General features: G+C 71.5%; 14 protein-coding genes. 8 read left to right on the forward strand and 6 right to left on the reverse strand.

All coding sequences use genetic code 11. From position 1 onward, the window contains the following. Positions 1-13: 13 nt before the first annotated feature. From trxA to R3E98_04640, 8 genes are read left to right on the forward strand one after another with little or no spacing between them, the layout of a single operon-like run. On the forward strand, positions 14-460 hold the full coding sequence (gene trxA, locus R3E98_04605; protein MEZ4422665.1) for a thioredoxin: 447 nt from the start codon (positions 14-16) through the stop codon (positions 458-460). Beyond that, on the forward strand, positions 457-1,173 hold the full coding sequence (gene rpiA, locus R3E98_04610) for a ribose-5-phosphate isomerase RpiA (GenBank protein MEZ4422666.1): 717 nt from the start codon (positions 457-459) through the stop codon (positions 1,171-1,173). Before trxA ends, rpiA begins: the two co-directional genes overlap by 4 nt. Then, complete coding sequence (gene rpe / locus R3E98_04615; GenBank protein ID MEZ4422667.1) at positions 1,170-1,841, forward strand: ribulose-phosphate 3-epimerase; 672 nt, start codon at positions 1,170-1,172, stop codon at positions 1,839-1,841. Before rpiA ends, rpe begins: the two co-directional genes overlap by 4 nt. Then, positions 1,838-2,584, forward strand: coding sequence for a response regulator (locus tag R3E98_04620; GenBank protein MEZ4422668.1), 747 nt, complete (start codon positions 1,838-1,840; stop codon positions 2,582-2,584). Before rpe ends, R3E98_04620 begins: the two co-directional genes overlap by 4 nt. Next, a complete protein-coding gene (locus R3E98_04625; protein ID MEZ4422669.1) occupies positions 2,563-5,787 on the forward strand; it encodes a response regulator in 3,225 nt (1,074 codons plus the stop codon). Before R3E98_04620 ends, R3E98_04625 begins: the two co-directional genes overlap by 22 nt. A 24-nt stretch (positions 5,788-5,811) precedes the next feature. Beyond that, entirely contained in the window at positions 5,812-6,522 is a 711-nt protein-coding gene (locus R3E98_04630) for a hypothetical protein (GenBank protein MEZ4422670.1), read from the forward strand. Between the two features lie 45 nt (positions 6,523-6,567). Further along, complete coding sequence (locus R3E98_04635; protein ID MEZ4422671.1) at positions 6,568-8,049, forward strand: deoxyribodipyrimidine photolyase; 1,482 nt, start codon at positions 6,568-6,570, stop codon at positions 8,047-8,049. Beyond that, complete coding sequence (locus R3E98_04640) at positions 8,046-9,419, forward strand: TIGR01777 family oxidoreductase (GenBank protein ID MEZ4422672.1); 1,374 nt, start codon at positions 8,046-8,048, stop codon at positions 9,417-9,419. The genes R3E98_04635 and R3E98_04640 overlap by 4 nt, the downstream gene beginning before the upstream one ends. Positions 9,420-9,537: 118 nt before the next feature. Here R3E98_04640 and crtI read toward each other — a convergent pair whose 3' ends face one another. Genes crtI through R3E98_04670 form a run of 6 tightly spaced genes read right to left on the reverse strand, consistent with a single transcriptional unit; the run spans position 9,538 to position 16,060 of the window. After that, on the reverse strand, positions 9,538-11,082 hold the full coding sequence (gene crtI, locus R3E98_04645) for a phytoene desaturase family protein (GenBank protein MEZ4422673.1): 1,545 nt from the start codon (positions 11,080-11,082) through the stop codon (positions 9,538-9,540). Beyond that, positions 11,061-11,717 carry a 1-acyl-sn-glycerol-3-phosphate acyltransferase gene (locus tag R3E98_04650; protein MEZ4422674.1) on the reverse strand — a complete coding sequence of 219 codons (657 nt, stop codon included), beginning with the start codon at positions 11,715-11,717 and terminating at the stop codon, positions 11,061-11,063. Before R3E98_04650 ends, crtI begins: the two co-directional genes overlap by 22 nt. After that, on the reverse strand, positions 11,714-12,406 hold the full coding sequence (locus R3E98_04655) for a hypothetical protein (GenBank protein MEZ4422675.1): 693 nt from the start codon (positions 12,404-12,406) through the stop codon (positions 11,714-11,716). The genes R3E98_04650 and R3E98_04655 overlap by 4 nt, the downstream gene beginning before the upstream one ends. Beyond that, on the reverse strand, positions 12,403-14,295 hold the full coding sequence (locus R3E98_04660) for a squalene/phytoene synthase family protein (GenBank protein ID MEZ4422676.1): 1,893 nt from the start codon (positions 14,293-14,295) through the stop codon (positions 12,403-12,405). Before R3E98_04660 ends, R3E98_04655 begins: the two co-directional genes overlap by 4 nt. Next, positions 14,292-15,149, reverse strand: a complete 858-nt coding sequence (locus R3E98_04665) for a carotenoid biosynthesis protein (protein MEZ4422677.1) — start codon at positions 15,147-15,149, stop codon at positions 14,292-14,294. Before R3E98_04665 ends, R3E98_04660 begins: the two co-directional genes overlap by 4 nt. Continuing rightward, positions 15,146-16,060, reverse strand: coding sequence for a cobalamin-dependent protein (locus R3E98_04670; GenBank protein ID MEZ4422678.1), 915 nt, complete (start codon positions 16,058-16,060; stop codon positions 15,146-15,148). The genes R3E98_04665 and R3E98_04670 overlap by 4 nt, the downstream gene beginning before the upstream one ends. Positions 16,061-16,131: the final 71 nt, after the last annotated feature.

Genomic DNA, 16,131 nt, shown 5'->3' on the forward strand with positions numbered 1-16,131 from the left:
GGATCAGGACGGAATGACCGAGAAGACGAACGGCACGACCACGGTCCGGTGTCCCTTCTGCCTCACCCTGAACCGGGTGGAGGTGGCGCGGGCCGGGTCGCGCCCGAAGTGCGGCAGCTGCGAGCGCCCCCTCCTCCTCGACCGGCCCATCAAGGTCGAGGAGGAGGACTTCCAGCGCACGGTGCTGGAGTCGGGCGCGCCGGTGCTGGTGGATTTCTACGCCGATTGGTGCCAGCCCTGCCGGATGCTGGCTCCGATGATCGACCAGATCGCGGGAGCGGAGCAGGGCAGGCTGGTGGTGGCCAAGGTGGACACCGACCGCGCTCCGGACGTGGCGCAACGCTACGGCATCCGGAGCATCCCGACGGTGATCGTGTTCAAGGACGGAGAGGAGCTCGGGCGCAGCGTCGGCATCATGCCCGACGAGCTCAAGGCGCTCGTCGGACAGGCGGTCGCCTGAGCGGGGGGGCGGCGGGCGCCGCCGAGGCGCTCAAACGGCAGGCCGCCGCCAGCGCGCTGACCCGCGTACGGTCGGGGATGCGGCTCGGGCTGGGCACCGGCTCGACGGCCGACCAGCTGCTCGACGCGCTCGGCGAGGCGATCACGACGGGGGCTCTCCAGGACATCGCGGGGGTCCCCACCTCGGAGCGCACCGCGGAGCGGGCGCGGCGGGCCGGCATCCCGCTCGTGTCCCTCGAGGCGTGCCCGGAGCTCGACCTCGCCATCGACGGGGCCGACGAGTTCGACCCGGACCTCGAGCTCATCAAGGGCCTGGGGGGGGCACTCCTGCGCGAGAAGATGATCGCGCAGGCGGCGCGCGCGTTCCTCGTCATGGTGGACGACAGCAAGCGGGTCGGTCGCCTGGGGGAGAAGGCACCGCTGCCGGTGGAGGTCGTGCCGTTCATGGTGGGTGCCCACGAGCCCTTCCTGCGGGCGTTGGGGGCCGATCCGGTCCTTCGCCGGTCGGGCGACGGCACGCCCTACCGCACCGACAACGGCAACCTGATCCTCGACTGCCGCTTCGCCCGGGGGATCGCCGACCCGGCGGAGCTCGAGCAGCTGCTGCAACGGCGGGCAGGTGTGGTCGAGAGCGGGCTGTTCGTGGGGATGACGACGGAGGTGCACGTGGCCGGACCGGACGGTGTGCGGATCCTGACCCGGGGCGCAGCATGATCCGCATCGCGCCCTCCATCCTGTCGGCGGACTTCGGCCGGCTGGCCGAGCAGGTGCAGGAGGTCGAGCGCGCGGGTGCCGACTGGATCCACGTGGACGTCATGGACGGCCACTTCGTACCCAACCTCACCATCGGTCCGCTGATCACTGCGGCCGTGCGGCGGGCCACGGCGCTGCCGGTGGACGTGCATCTGATGATCGAGGCGCCGGAGCGCTACCTGGCGGCGTTCGCGGACGCGGGTGCCGACCGCATCACGGTGCACCGGGAGACCTGTCCCCACCTGCACCGCACGCTGGAGGAGATCGAGCGGCTCGGGTGTCCGGCCGGCGTGGCGCTGAATCCCGCCACGCCGCTGTCGTCGATCGGGGACGTGGTCGGAGACCTGGACCTCCTCCTGGTGATGACCGTCAACCCGGGCTTCGGGGGCCAGCGCTTCATCCGCACCATGCTCCCCAAGATCCGCGAGGCCCGGGCTCTGCTCCGCGAGGCGGGCCGGGAGGGCGCCTGCCTGCAGGTGGACGGTGGGATCGACGCCCGGACGGCGCCCGAGGCCGTCGAGGCCGGAGCGGACGTCCTGGTGGCGGGCTCCGCCGTCTATGGACACGCCCAGGGCGCGCCCGCCGGGATCGCCGCGCTCCGGGACGCCCTCGCGGCGGGTCGGCCGTGACGGACCCTGCCATCGACCGGGAGCGCTTCGCCCGGCTGGAGGAATGGGGTGGTCCGACCCTCGTGACCCAGCTCGTCGACCTGTTCGTGACCCAGACGCCGGGACGTGTTGCGGCGATCCGGCACGGTTCTTCCGCTGCGGGCCGTGACGAAGGCGTGCGAGCGGCCCATTCGCTCCGCTCGACCGCCCTGAACCTGGGCGCCGTGCGCCTGGCCGGGCTGGCCGAGGAGGCGGAGAACGCCTTGAAAACCGGCGATCTCCCCGGCCTGGCCGCATTGGCGGATGCCATGGACGAGGAGTACGGCCGTGCCCGACGCGAGCTCACGGGCGGGCCGGATCCCTCGGCCGCACCGGAAAAGGATCGCCGCGTGAAGCCACGAATTGCCGTCGTGGAGGACAATCCCGACAACCGCCTGCTCATCCAGGCGCTGCTCGGAGACCGATACGACATCTCCGAGTACGAGAATGGAAAGGATGCCCTGGAGGGCATCTCCGCCGACCCGCCGGACGTCGTGCTGCTCGACATCTCCCTTCCGGAGATGGACGGCACCGAGGTCCTCGCCCTGCTGCGCCAGGATATGCGCCTGGACGGCCTGCCGGTCGTGGCCCTGACGGCCCACGCCATGGCGGGAGACCGGGAGCGGTTCCTCGGCCTGGGATTCAACGACTACCTCACCAAGCCGATCGTCGACGAAGACGCCCTGATCGAGGCCATCGAAAGGTGGCGCCAACCGACCTCCTGAACGCGGAGGCCCGGGCCCGCCGGGGCGCGCCGTGGACCTCGCCCTCCGAGGCGGGTCCGGCGGCGCTGTTCTCGGTGCCGGTCCCGGGCGTGGACCGCACCCGCGCCCGCATCGTCACCTATTGGGTGATGCTGCTGGCGTTCCTGTTCCTGGCCGTCCTGGGGCGGACCACGACCTGGCTGGGCAACGCCTCGCTGCACACGCTGCTGGAGGCGGTGGCCGGCGTGTTCGGGATCGCCGTGGGCGGCCTGGCGCTGGTGCGCTACTACGCCCGTCCGGAGCGCCTCTTCCTCCACCTCGCCGTCGGCTTCCTCGGAGCGGGCATCCTGACGGTCGTGCACGCCACGGTGACCGGCCCCCTGGCCCCCCTGCACTCGGGCGAGGCCTTCTCGGAGCGGGACTCCTGGACCTGGCTGGCGGCGCAGCTCCACCTGGGCCTCTTCCTGATGGGTGCCCTGGCCGCCGGGATGCGCGTGCGTCCGCAGGGCGCGGCCCTGCGCGATCGCTGGATCTATCTGGCGGGAACGCTGTCGGCCGTGTCGCTGGGCGCGCTCGCGCTCCGGGGCGGGCTGCCCACGGCCGTCCGTCCCACGCTCGGCGTGGACCGCCCCTTCGAGCTCGTCCCCGCGCTCTTCCTGGCCCTGGCGCTGGTCGGCTTCCTGCGCCGCGAGGGATGGCGCAGCGAGCGCTTCCAGCACTGGCTCGTCATGGGGCTGTGGATGGGCGTCGTCTCGCACGTCGCCTACATGGCCTTCTCGACCCGGCCCTTCGACGGCCTGTACGACATGGCCCACGTCCTCAAGGTCGGCAGCTACCTCGCCGTCCTCGTGGGCCTTCTGCTCAGCCTGTATGCCCGCCTCCGCCTGGGTGGCGAGGCCTTCGTCGCCGAGCGCGTCCTCAAGGAGAGCCGCCACCAGCTCCAGGACTTCCTGGACAACGCCTCCGACCTGCTGCAGAGCGCCGCGCCGGACGGCCGCATCCTCTACGCGAACCGGGCCTGGAAGCAGGCGCTCGGATACACCGACGGCGAGATCGCCAAGCTGGACATCTTCTCCATCGTGCACCCGAACTCGCTGAGCCGGTTCCGGCGTCAGTTCCAGCGCGTGCTCGGGGGCGAGTCCGCCACGCACGTGGAGGTCGAGTTCGTCGCCGCCGACGGACGCATCATCATCTGCTCCGGCAACATGAACTGCCGCTTCGAGGACGGGAAGCCGGTGGCGACGCGCAGCATCTTCCGCGACGTGACCGAGCAGCGGCAGGCGGAGCGCGCGCTCGAGGCCTCGAAGGCCAACCTCACGGCGCTGGTGGAGAACACGGGCGACGCCATCTGGTCCGTGGATCCGCAGCTCCGCCTCATCACGTTCAACGCGGCCTTCTCCCTCATGGTCGAGGCGCGCACCGGACGGGAGCCGCGGGTGGGCGCGCCCCTGGAAGCGGTGCTCCGGATCGACGAGGTGGAGTGGTACCGCGAGCTGTATCAGCGCGCCCTGGCCGGCGCCCGCTTCTCGCAAGTGCGCACGGAGGAGATCGACGGCCAGGAGCGGCACTTCGAGCTGTTCTTCAATCCCATCCTGGGCGACCTCGGTCCCCGGGGCGTGGTGGTGTTCGGGAAGGACGTCACCCCGCGGCGCCGCGCGGAGGAGGCGCTGCGCGTCGCCAAGGAGGAGGCCGAGGCCGCGAACCGCGCCAAGAGCCACTTCCTCGCGAGCATGAGCCACGAGCTGCGCACGCCGCTGAACTCCGTCATCGGGTTCGCCAACGTCCTGCTCAAGAACCGGAGCGGGGGGCTCAGCGATCAGGACCTGGAGTTCACGCGCCGCATCCACGACAACGGCAAGCACCTGCTCACCCTCATCAACGACGTGCTCGATCTGGCCAAGGTCGAGTCCGGGCGCATGGAGGTGGAGCTGGCTCCGGTGGACGTCCGGACGTTGGTGCGCGAGACGCTCCATCAGCTCGAGGGCCAGGTGCGCGGACGCGCGGTGCAGCTGAAGGCGGACGTGCCCGACGACCTGCGTCCGCTGCGCACGGACCCGCGGCGCCTGAAGCAGGTGATCATCAACCTCGTCGGGAATGCGCTCAAGTTCACCGAGACGGGCGAGGTACGCGTGCACGTCGAGGCATCGGGGGCGACCCGTCAGGTGACCAGCATCGCGGTCGTCGACACCGGGATCGGCATCCCGACCGACCGCCTCGACGCCATCTTCGAAGCCTTCCAGCAGGCGGAGGCGGGGACCACGCGTCGCTACGGCGGCACGGGTCTGGGGCTGACCATCAGCCGGTCGATCTGCCAGCTGCTGGGATATCAGCTCACGGTGTCCAGCACGGTGGGCGAAGGCTCGCAGTTCCGCATCGCCATTCCCGAGACGATGCCACGCCCCGGCCGCGAGCCGCTGCTGACCCCACCGGGGCGGGGATTGGAAGAGCTCGACCTCGACCCCCGCCTGCGCGGCCGCGGCCGCCAGCTCGCGCTGGTGGTGGACGACGAGCCCGACTCCTCGCTCCTGATCGTGCATCACCTGAAGGAGTTCGGCCTGGACGTGGTCATGGCCGCGAGCGGTGAAGCGGGCCTGGCTCGCGCGCGGGAACGCAAGCCCGACCTGATCACCGTGGACCTGATGATGCCGGGCATGAGCGGGTGGGAGTTCATCCGCCAGGTGAAGGCGGATCCCGACCTGCAGGATGTGCCCGTGGTCGTCGTGAGCATCGTGGCCGGAGAGGGCGGCGGCCGCACGCTCGGAGCGGTGGATCTGTTGACCAAGCCCGTGGAGCGCGACGCCTTCCTGCGCACGCTCTGGCGCAGCTTGCCGCGCAACGGCCGGCGCATCCTGCTCGTGGACGACGATGCCGCCACCCGCGACCAGGTGGAGCGCTACCTGAGCACGACGGAGCTGGAGGTGCAGTCCGTGACCAATGGGCGCGAAGCGCTCAACGTGCTGTCGGGCTACCACCCGGACCTGGTGCTGCTCGATCTGATGATGCCCGTGATGGACGGCATGACGTTCCTGAACGAGCTGCGCTCGGATCCCGAGTATCTGGGCCTGCCCGTGGTGGTGTTGACCGCCAAGACGCTGACGCCGGCGGAGCGGGCCGAGCTGGAGCTGCGCACGTCGGGCGTGGTGCAGAAGAGCGACGATCTGCGCACGCAGCTGCGCGACGTCGTCTCCAACATCCTGAGCGAGCGCGGCGCGCTCACGCCCTGACGGGCGGGTCCGCGCGGGTCCGGGGTGCTGACGGCGCAGGCGCGCGCGGTGGCGCTCGGGATGTCGACCGGCGTCCTGGTCCTGCCGCTCGTCGTCGGGCTCGTGGTCGCGCAGCGCCGGCGCGGCATCGCCACGGCCTATACCCGCAAGACCTTCCACTTCCTCGTGTTCAGCGTCGTGGCCGCCGTCCGTGTCGCGGTCGGCGTGGCGGGTGTCGTGGGCCTGGCCCTGGTCGTCGTGGGTGCCGTGACCGCGGCCGTGCTGCGCGAGGATCGCTCCCCGCTGTTCGACGCGCTTGCCCGCGACAAGGATCGACCGCATCGGGGTCGGTTCGTCTGGGTCCCGATGGTGGCCACCGGTCTCGGCGGCATCGTCGCCGAGCTGGGGTTCGGGCCGTGGGCGGCCGTGGGCTACCTGGTCTGTGGGTGGGCCGACGCAGTGGCCGAACCGATCGGCGCGCGCTGGGGCAGGCACCGATATCGTGTGCCGGGCGCGTTCGGTGTGCCCGCCGACCGGACGGTGGAAGGGTCCGCGGCGGTCTTCGGCGCGAGCGTCCTCGCGGTCCTGGTGTGGGGCACCGCCCTGGTCGGGCTGCCCTGGGCGGTCGTGGCGCCTCCCGCGGTCGCGATCGGTGTCGTCGCCGTCGGTGTCGAGGCCGCCAGCCCCCATGGGTTCGACAACTTCACGCTGCAGGTGGCGGCCTCGGCGGTCGGGCGGGCACTCCTTCCGCTGTAGGGCGTACTGGAAGGGCCCCTGGGCTCCCGCCTCCGACGACCTGCGATGCATCGATCCCGACACCGCTCCACGGTTCCGTCCCGGCGTGTGCGCGCACTCAACGCCCACCCCCTCCGCGATGGGGCGCGCTACGTCCTCTACTGGATGGTGGCCCAGCGGCGGTTGGGCTGGAACTTCGCGCTCGACCGCGCCCTGGACGTCGCGCGGGCGCGCGCCCTCCCGCTCGTGATCTTCGAGCCGCTGCGCGCGGGCTACCGCTGGGCCGCGGTGCGACACCACCGGTTCGTCGTGGAAGGCATGGCGGAGCACGCCGCCTCCCTGGCGGGCACGCCCGTCACCTACGTCCCGTGGATCGAACCCGAACCGGGTGCGGGGCGCGGCCTCCTGGAGTGGCTGGCGCGTGACGCTGCGCTGGTCGTCACCGACGACTATCCGGCGTTCTTCCTGCCGCGCATGCTCGAGCGGGCCGGCGACGCGCTGGACGTCCGTCTCGAAGCGGTGGACTCCAACGGCCTGCTGCCGCTGCGTGCGGCCCCACAGGCGTTCGCCACCGCCTTCGCATTGCGTCGGCACCTGCAGACCGTCCTCCCGGAGCACCTCGCGGACCGACCCGAGGCCGTGCCGGACCTGGCCGATCTGCCCCGACTCCCCGTCCCGCTGGAGCTGCCCGAACGCTGGGCGTCCGCCACGGCGGAGTTGCTGCGCACGCCTGCGGCCGTCGACCGCCTGCCCATCGATGCGCGCGTGGGCGCGATACCGTCGAGAGGAGGCACCGGCGCCGCCCGCGCGCGCCTCGCCGTGTTCCTCGCGGGCGAGCTCGACCGCTACCCGGAGGATCGTCGACACCCGGACCGCGGTGGATCCAGCGGCCTCTCTCCGTGGCTGCACTGGGGGCATCTCTCGGCCCACGAGGTCTTCGCCGCCGTGGCGGAGCGGGAAGGATGGACGCCGCTCCGGCTCTCCGACCGCCGCAGCGGTGCCCGGCAGGGTTGGTGGGGCATGTCGGAGGCGGCCGAAGGCTTCCTGGACGAGCTCGTCACCTGGCGCGAGCTCGGCTTCAACACCTGCGCCCACCTCCCGGGGTACGATCGATGGGAGTCGCTCCCGGAGTGGGCGCGCGGCACGTTGGAGACCCATGCCGCCGATCCTCGGCCGCATGTGTACTCCCTCGAGGCGTTCGAGGCGGCCGAGACGCACGACCCACTGTGGAACGCGGCCCAACGCCAGCTGCGGGCGGAGGGGCGCATCCACAACTACCTGCGCATGTTGTGGGGCAAGAAGGTGCTCGAGTGGAGCCCCGACCCCCGTACCGCACTGACGTGGCTGATCGAGTTGAACAACCGGTGGGCCATCGACGGCCGCGATCCGAACTCCTGGTCCGGGATCTTCTGGACCTTCGGCCGCTATGACCGGGGGTGGCCGGAGCGGCCGATCTTCGGGACCATCCGTTCGATGACATCCGCGTCGACCCGTCGCAAGGTGGAGGTCGACGACTATCTGCTTCGCTTCGGAGGAGGAGGCGCGTGAACCGCTACCGGCTCGAGAGTCAGCTGTCGCACCCCGTGGGCACCGTCTTCGGATGGCACCTCCGTCCGGGCGCGTTCGAACGGCTCACGCCCCCGTGGGCGGACGTCTCCGTGCTCGAGCGGTCCGGCGGCATCTCCGACGGTGGCGAAGTGCTGCTCAAGGTCTCGCGCGGCCCCGTCTCCGTGAATTGGCGGGTCCGGCATACGGCGTTCGAGCAGGATCGGATGTTCCAGGATGAGCAGATCGACGGCCCGTTCGCACACTGGTCGCATCGACACCTGTTCGAGCCGATCGACGGCCGCACGCGCTACGTGGACGAGGTCGACTGGGACCTCCCGGCCGGGCCCATCCTGAAGTTCGTGGGTGGGGTGGCCGCAGGGCGGCGGGAGCTGGACCGGATGTTCCGCTTCCGTCACCGCCGCCTGCAGGACGACCTGGGGCTCATCGAGCGGTATCCCGGGCCACCGCTGCGCGTCGCGATCACGGGCGCGTCCGGGCTGGTCGGCTCGGCGCTGCGGACCTTCCTCACCTGCGCCGGTCACACCGTGCTGCCGCTGGTACGCCGCGAAGCCCGCTCGGGCGAGGTGTTGTGGAACCCGGACCGGGACTTCGTGGACCTGGACGCGCTCGAAGGGATCGACGTGCTGGTGCACCTGGCGGGCGAGTCGATCGCGGGAGGTCGGTGGAGCTCCGATCGCAAGCGCGCGATCCTGCGCAGCCGCGAGGCTGGCACGGCGACCATCGCGCGCGCCGTCTCGATGTTGCGGCAACCGCCCAAGGTGGTGCTCGGGGCGTCGGCCGTGGGCTTCTACGGGGACCGCGGGGACGAGCCGCTCTCCGAGGACGCCCGGCCGGGCCGTGGCTTCCTGTCCGAGGTGACCCAGCGCTGGGAGGCGGCGTGGGCGCCGCTGCGGGGACGATCGGCGCGCGTGGTGCTGCTCCGCTTCGGCATGGTGCTCAGCCCCGCGGGAGGGGCGCTCGGCACCATGATCCTCCCGTTCAAGGCCGGCGTGGGGGGGCGGCTCGGAAGCGGGCGGCAGTACCTGAGCTGGATCGACCTCGACGACGCGGTCGGCCTGTTGTACCACGCGATGCACCAGCCCACCCTGCGGGGCGTGGTCAACGCCACGGCGCCGCAGCCGGTCACCAACGCCACCTTCACGACGATCCTGGGCCAGGTGCTCAATCGCCCCACGCTGCTGCCGGTGCCCCGCACGGCGGTCAAGGCCTTGTTCGGCGAGATGGGGGACGAGCTCCTGCTGCAGGGCCAGCGGGTGCTCCCGACGCGCGCCCAGGAATCAGGCTACCGCTTCCTGCGGCCTGCGCTGGAAGACGCGCTGCGCTTCCAACTCGGAGAGATGCAGGGCTGACGGTCGGGATCGCGCCCCGTGCGATGGGGCGCTGCGGGATCGACCGTTCGAGCAACGGCGTCCCGCCGACATGGGCGGCCCCGCAGCCCCGGGCCGGCGCCGCGCGCTCCGTCCGTCCTCACGTATCCAGCAACGCGACCTGTCCCCGGCGCGCTTCGTCCCACGGAGCCGGCAGGCCGACGTCTTCGCGGATGCTGGCGTACGTGGCCTCGGCGGACAGCAGCACGCCGGGCACGCCTGCCCCGGGATGCGTCGAGGCGCCCACCAGGTAGAGGCCCTGCACGTCCTCGCTGCGGTTGTGCGGGCGGAACCACGCCGTCTGCGTGAAACGGGGCACGATCCCGAACGCGTTGCCCTGCCAGGCGTTCAGCTCCGATGCGAAGTCGAGCGGCGTGAAGGTGCGCAGCACGTCGAGGTGGTCGCGCAGGCCCGCCAGGCCCCACGCCTCCAGGAAGTCGAGGATCCGCTGCGTGAACGGCTCCGCTTCGCGCGTCCAGTCCACGGCACCTCCCAGGTGCGGCACCGGCACCAGCACGTACATGCTCTCGCATCCCGGGGGTGCCATGGTGGGATCGGTCCGCGTGGGAACGTGCAGGTACATGCTGAAGTCGTCCGCGAGGATGCGCTTCTTGAAGATGTCGTCCAGCAGCCCCTGATATCGTTCGGACAGGATGAGCGTGTGGTGCGCCAGCTCCGGATAGGTCTTGCGCACCCCCAGGTACAGGACGACGCAGCTCATCGTGTATTCGAGGCGCTCCACCCGTCGCGTGGACCAGCGCTTGCGCGGCGCGTCCGACAACAGCGTCCGGTAGGTATGCGCCACGTCGGCATTGCTCACCACGAGATCGAAGCGCTCCTCGCCCGCGGCGGTGCGAACGCCGCGGGCCCGACCGTCTTCCACGAGGATCGCGGACACCTCCGTGGACGTGGCCACGTCGCCTCCGAGGTCACGAAAGACGCGCTCCATGGCCTCCACCAGGGCGTACATCCCGCCGCGCGCGAACCAGACGCCACCCTCCCGTTCCAGGTAGGGGATCATCAGATAGATGGCGGGGGTGGCGAACGGATTGCCCCCCACGAAGAGCGGGTGGAAGGAGTAGAGGAACCGGTGGCGTGGGTCTGCGAAGAAGCGATTCACGAAGCCGGCGACCGTGCGGTGGCCGCCCAGCCCCATCATGCGCGGGACGAACCGCAGCAGCTTTCCCGGGGAATCGAAGGGAAGGCCGCCCAGCCGGTCTCCGATCACTGCGTCGTGGATGGGCGCGATGGCCTCCATGAAGGCATCGAAGCGATCCGCGTCCCCTTCGTGGAAGGTCCGCATCTGGGCCTTCATCCGGTCGGGATCGCCCACGTAGTCGATGGAGGAGCGATCGTGGAAGAACACGCGGTAGTACGGGTCGAGCGGCATGAGGTCCACCTCGTCGGCGAGGCGTCGCCCGGCGGCCCGGAAGACCGAGTCGAGGATGTACGGCGCGGTGACCAGGCTGGGCCCCATGTCGAACACGTAGCCGCGCTCGCGCAGCTGATAGGCGCGCCCGCCGACGCGGGCGCGCTTCTCGTACAGCTTCACGTCCACGCCCGCTGCCTGGAGTCGGATGGCCAGCGCCAGACCACCGAACCCGCCGCCGATCACCGCCGCTTTCACGCCCGTCCTCCGTGCCATCGTTCTCCGTCCCGGTCCACCGCGGCCAGGACGTCATCCAACAGGTGTGTCACGCGCCTCTCCACGTCGACCGCGCTCGGCAGGTCCACTCCCGCGTCCCAGGGCTCCCCGGCCGTGACCAGCGCCGTGGACCGGGGATGGTTGAACGGCTCCAGGTGGATCCCCACCGGCAGCAGGACGGCGTCCCCCAGGGCGCGGGCCACCAGCTGGAAGCCGTCCTGGAAGCCGAGGGGGCGCCGGCGCGAGGGATAGATGCTGCCTTGCGGAAAGAACTGCACCACCAGGTCGTTCCTGCGGGCGCGCTCGCGTTCCAGGGCGCGCAGCAACGCGCGCGTGCCCGCCATCGAGCCGGGTACCAGGCCCAGCCCTCCCGTGAGGCGCAGGAATGGCGCGCGCGCCAGCTCCCGCTCCAGCATGACCGTGTAGAGCGGGGCCTGCGGACGGAGACGCCGGACGAGCCGCTCCACCAGGAAGCCGTCCCACCAGCTCACGTGGTTGGCGAGCACGAGGAGCGGTCGCCCGCGCGGGACGTGCGGCTCGCCCAGGAATCGTACGGCGTGCAGGCCGCGGAAGAGGACCGGGAGGATGAGGTGGCGGAGCGCCCACCAGGCCGCCCGGTTGGAGCGGGCGATCATTGCCCGCCGTCGCCCGGGGTGGACCGGCGCTCGAGGGTCTCCGCGTGGAGCACGCGCAGCGTGTGGGCGGTGTGGTCGTCGAGCTGCCCGTGTTCGAGCACGAACTCGACCACGGCACCGAAAGCCTCCGGGGGCAGGGCGCGCGGGTGCGCGGGGAGCAGCGTGCTCAGTGCCTGCAGATCGGCGCGGGCGGTGTCGTCGCGCCCGAAGAAGAACGGCAGGTAGAACGTGGAGAGAAGCCGCAGGTTGCGCACCTCGATGTCGTCGGGCGCCTCCGCCACCGCCGTATCCAGGGTGCGCAGACCGGCGCGGACGTGGCCGACCTTGTCGTGGGGCCAGAACGCATGCTTGCCCCGCACCACCTCCAGCGCGCCCTCGTAGGCGTCCAGGCGATGGGCGGCGTCGCTGCCGGGCTCGGCGCTACCCCGCAGCCAGACCAGGGTCGCGCGCGCGTCCCGGAGGCGGGCCTCCTCCGCGACGGCGAGGACGTACAGGGTGCGCAGACGCTCCCAGTGCAGAGCGGGGTCGTGCGGCGTTGCGGCCAGGGCTTCGTCGAGTGCGTCCAGCTTGCGATCCATGCGGGCACGCGCTTCGGCCGTCTCCGGCGCGGGTGCCTCGTCCGGGCGCTGCGAACGCGCAGGCGCCGGGAGGGCGCAGAGGAGGAGCAGCACGGCGGCCGTCCGGATCACGCGACCGCTTCGCGGTCGACCGTGGGGGGGATCCACGGTTCTCCTCTCCCGGAGCGCAGCGGCGGAAGGGCGCTGGCGTTGCGCCGGGCCCGACCCAGCTCCCAGAGCCCCACGCCCGCCAGGCGCAGCTTGTCCGTGACACGCGTGTAGGCGCGGCGGCGCAGGTTGTCGTAGCCGTTGCGGCGGATGCCTTCGTGGATTCCCATGTAGACGCGCGCCGCCACGGCCACCGGGCGCTGGAAGAACACCGGCAGGTGCGGGATGGCCTCGAACGCGGCGTCGTAGTCCGCCTCGGCGATCGCCATCATCTCCTGCACGAGCACCCGATAGCGGGCGTCGATCGGGCGCTCGCCGTCGGACATGCCCTCCAGGTCCGCTCGCGTCAGACCGTGCCGGCCCAGCTGGCTGGCGGGCAGGTACAGGCGTCCCGCCCGGAGGTCCTCGCCCACGTCCCTGAGGATGTTGGTGAGCTGCATGGCATGCCCGAGCGCGGCCGCACGCTCCAGCACCCAGGGGTCGTGGGTGCCGAACAGCTCCGTGAGCCAGCCGCCCACGACGGAGGCGACGCGGTACGTGTAGAGGCGAAGCTCCGTCATGGTCTCGTAGGTGCGGCCCTCGAGATCCATGCGCATCCCCGCGACCAGCTCCCGCACGTAGTGGAAGGGCACGTCGTGCTCCACCATGTCGCGCATGACCGAATCCACGAGCACACAGCCACTGGCCCGGCCGTGGTAGGCGTCCGATGCCATCCCCAGCCACGCGTCCAGATCCTCCAACGTGCGCTGCGGATGCAGGGGATCGGCGCGGTCGACGAGGTCGTCCGTGAACCGGCAGAACCCGTAGACCCCGGCCACCCGCCGCCGCGGCTCGGGCGGGAAGAGACGCGCCGCGAAGGAGAATGAGCGCGAATGCAGGCGGAAGCTGGCGGCCCGGGCGTCCGCGCTGTCGAGCGTCCGCACGCGCTCCTCCACCCGGGCCCGCCCGGCCGTGACCGCGGCGGAGGGCCACCGGCCGCCCGTGGGGACCGCGGCGAGCACGGGCGCGAGCCACCGCTCCGTGAGCGTGACCACACCGTCCACGTCGGCGCCCAGCCGGGCGCCACGATCCACGAGGGCCTCGGCTTCGTCGCGCAACTCCGCGACGCAGGCGGACAGAGCGCGGTGGCAGGGGCCGTCGGCCGCCGCCCACGACTCCGCGGAGGCGTGCGCCAGAGGCCAGGTCCACTTCTGTTGCCTGCGATCCTGGAACGCGGCCTTGCCGGTCGCCGCAGCCGGCACGTAGTCCAGCAGGTCGTCGACACGCTGGTACAGCACGCCGAGGTCGCAGCCGAAGCGCACCCATTCGGGGTCGGCATCGTCGTCGGACCCGCACGCGCCCAGGAACGCGGCGCAGCCGAAGAGCGCACCGGTCTTGCGGGCCACGATCGCGCGGTAGGCCTCGACACCGAGCGCCTCACCGGCGCGGCGCCCCTGGCTGCGCTCTCCGTCCACGGTGGCGAAGACCGCCTCGGCGAAGCGCGAGACGAAGGAAGGCCGTCCACTGTGTTGCGCCACGACGTAGGCGCCGGTCAGCAGATGGTCGCCCTCGACCAACGCGGCGGCCACACCGCGCTCGGCGACGAGGGTGGGACGGCCACGGCGGATCTCGGCGCCGTCGAGCACGTCGTCGTGGAGGAGCGACGCCTCGTGGACCATCTCGAGCGCGAGCGCGCCCATCCAGGTCGACTCCGGGAGGGGGCGTCCTCCGGCCGCCAGCGTGACGGTGACGGGTCGATGCAGGCTGCCGCGCAGCGACGGGACAGGCAGGCCCGCCGTGCGGATGACGTCGGCCGCGCGGGTCAGGTGTTCGCGCACGCGCTCCACCCGCAGGTCCGGGCCGCCGGGGCTCACGATGCCACCTGGGGCCGGGGTGCCGCCACCGGCGCCCGGAGCGTGAGCAGCACCAGCACGAAGGCGCCCAACGCGACGCAGGTCACCAACACCGCGCCCCAGACACCGGCCAGCGCGAGCATCCCGAGCGGCATGAGGAGCACCAGACCGTACAGCCCGGCCAGCCAGGGGAGGGGCAGGGGACCCCCCCATTCGTGGGCGCGCAGGACCTCCAGCGCGACCATCAGCACCAACCCCGTGAGCATCCAGCCGAACACGTTCACCCACGGCATGCCGTAGTAGGAGCCGCTGTCGGCCCAGGTCCAGTACGGCGTCAGGTGGCTCATGGCGGGGTCGAGCGCCAGATCCCACAGCGTGAGGAGCGTGGCCGCCGCCAGCAGGCGCAGCGTGCGCCGGGAGCGCCCCAGCACGTGCGTGGCGATGAGGTAGCAGGGCAGCGCCATCAGGAACCAGCTTGCGGGGATGCTCCAGGGCACCCGCCCGCCGATGCGATAGCCCAGCAGGCCGGTGTAGCTGTAGGCCCCGAACGGGATGCCGTATCCGGTGCCCATCCATTCGCTGGTGAAGGCGAGCAGCCCCACCACCAGGAAGGCCGGTACCCAACGGGTGCGGGCGACCCGGACCAGCATGACCACGAGCGTGGCCAATGCGACCACGATGTGGGCCTGCGCGAGGAGCTGGAAGGAGACCTGGTAGAAGCGGACCAGCAACGGGCTGGACGAGGGGATGCGCTCGGGCGCGAGGCCGAAGATCCCGTAGCCGGCGAGCGCGATGAGCGTGAAGAGGGCCAGCGGCGCGAGGCTGAGGCGGAGTGCGCGCGGACCGAACGTGTGCGTGGTTGCGGCTGCGGTCATCGTGGCGTCTCGGGGTGCGACTTCAGCCAGGTGGCGAAGCTCTGCGTGGACTCGAACGACTGGAGACCTCCGAAACGACGCGTGCGGGGGGTGGCGCCGGCGACGGCCCGCTCCGGGCCGCCGAGGACGAGCGTGAACGGCGCTGGACCGTCCAGGTAGCGTTCGGCGATCTCCAGGCAACGGTGCACGTCGGGGGCGTCCTGCGAGGCGCCGAACGACAGACATACCACCGAAGCATCCTGACTGCGCTGTGCGGAGATCACTTCCGCCATCGGAACATTCGCACCGAGATACCAGGCCCGCCACCCATGCCGCTCCAGTGAAGCCCGCACGGCGAGCGCGCCCAGCTCGTGCTGGTTGCCCTCCGCGCAAGCGACGATGGCCACCGGCGCGTCCGCGCGGGTCGCCACCGCTCGCGACCAATCCGCACCCAGGCGTACGAGCGTGTCCGCCATCATCTGCGTGACGAGATGCTCGTCCGCGATCCGGATGCGACCGTCCCGCCACGCGTCACCGATGGCGTGCATGAACGTGGTGAGCGGCCCGTCCACCAGCGCCTCGAGCGAGAGCCGCTCGCGCCGCGCCAGGACCTCGAAGAGAAGGCCGATGCGACGGGGATCGGAGTAGAGCAGCCAACCCAGCGCCAGGGGTGCGAACGACGAGGCCGTGCCCTCCTCCTCGTCCCGGATGGCGGCCCAGGCGTGTGCTTCGAAGGGCCGGAAGGGCGTCAGCACCGTGGAGCCGCCCCGGGTCTCGGCCAGGACCAGCAGGTCGGTCAACGGGATCCGGCGGTGTCCGCCGTCCGTGCGCTCGACGCCCCGACCGAAGTCGTCGAGCCAGCGCTTGGCGGTCGAAGGGTGCACACCGAGGAGGTCGGCCGCCTCCGCCGTGGACAGCGTTATATCGTTCAAGACGACTCCAGTGCGCTGTTGGCGGGGTGTTGTTCCCCATATGGCGGCATGCAAACCGACCATGAAATGGT

The organism is Gemmatimonadota bacterium (assembly GCA_041390125.1).
GTDB lineage: Bacteria > Gemmatimonadota > Gemmatimonadetes > Longimicrobiales > Gaopeijiaceae > JAGQIF01.

Bases quoted from the DNA above. Each gene is read 5' to 3' on its own strand.
- crtI (MEZ4422673.1), bottom strand. From the start codon at position 11,082: ATGGCACGGAGGACGGGCGTGAAAGCGGCGGTGATCGGCGGCGGGTTC.
- rpe (MEZ4422667.1), top strand. From the start codon at position 1,170: ATGATCCGCATCGCGCCCTCCATCCTGTCGGCGGACTTCGGCCGGCTG.
- trxA (MEZ4422665.1), top strand. From the start codon at position 14: ATGACCGAGAAGACGAACGGCACGACCACGGTCCGGTGTCCCTTCTGC.
- R3E98_04635 (MEZ4422671.1), top strand. From the start codon at position 6,568: ATGCATCGATCCCGACACCGCTCCACGGTTCCGTCCCGGCGTGTGCGC.
- R3E98_04650 (MEZ4422674.1), bottom strand. From the start codon at position 11,717: ATGATCGCCCGCTCCAACCGGGCGGCCTGGTGGGCGCTCCGCCACCTC.
- R3E98_04665 (MEZ4422677.1), bottom strand. From the start codon at position 15,149: ATGACCGCAGCCGCAACCACGCACACGTTCGGTCCGCGCGCACTCCGC.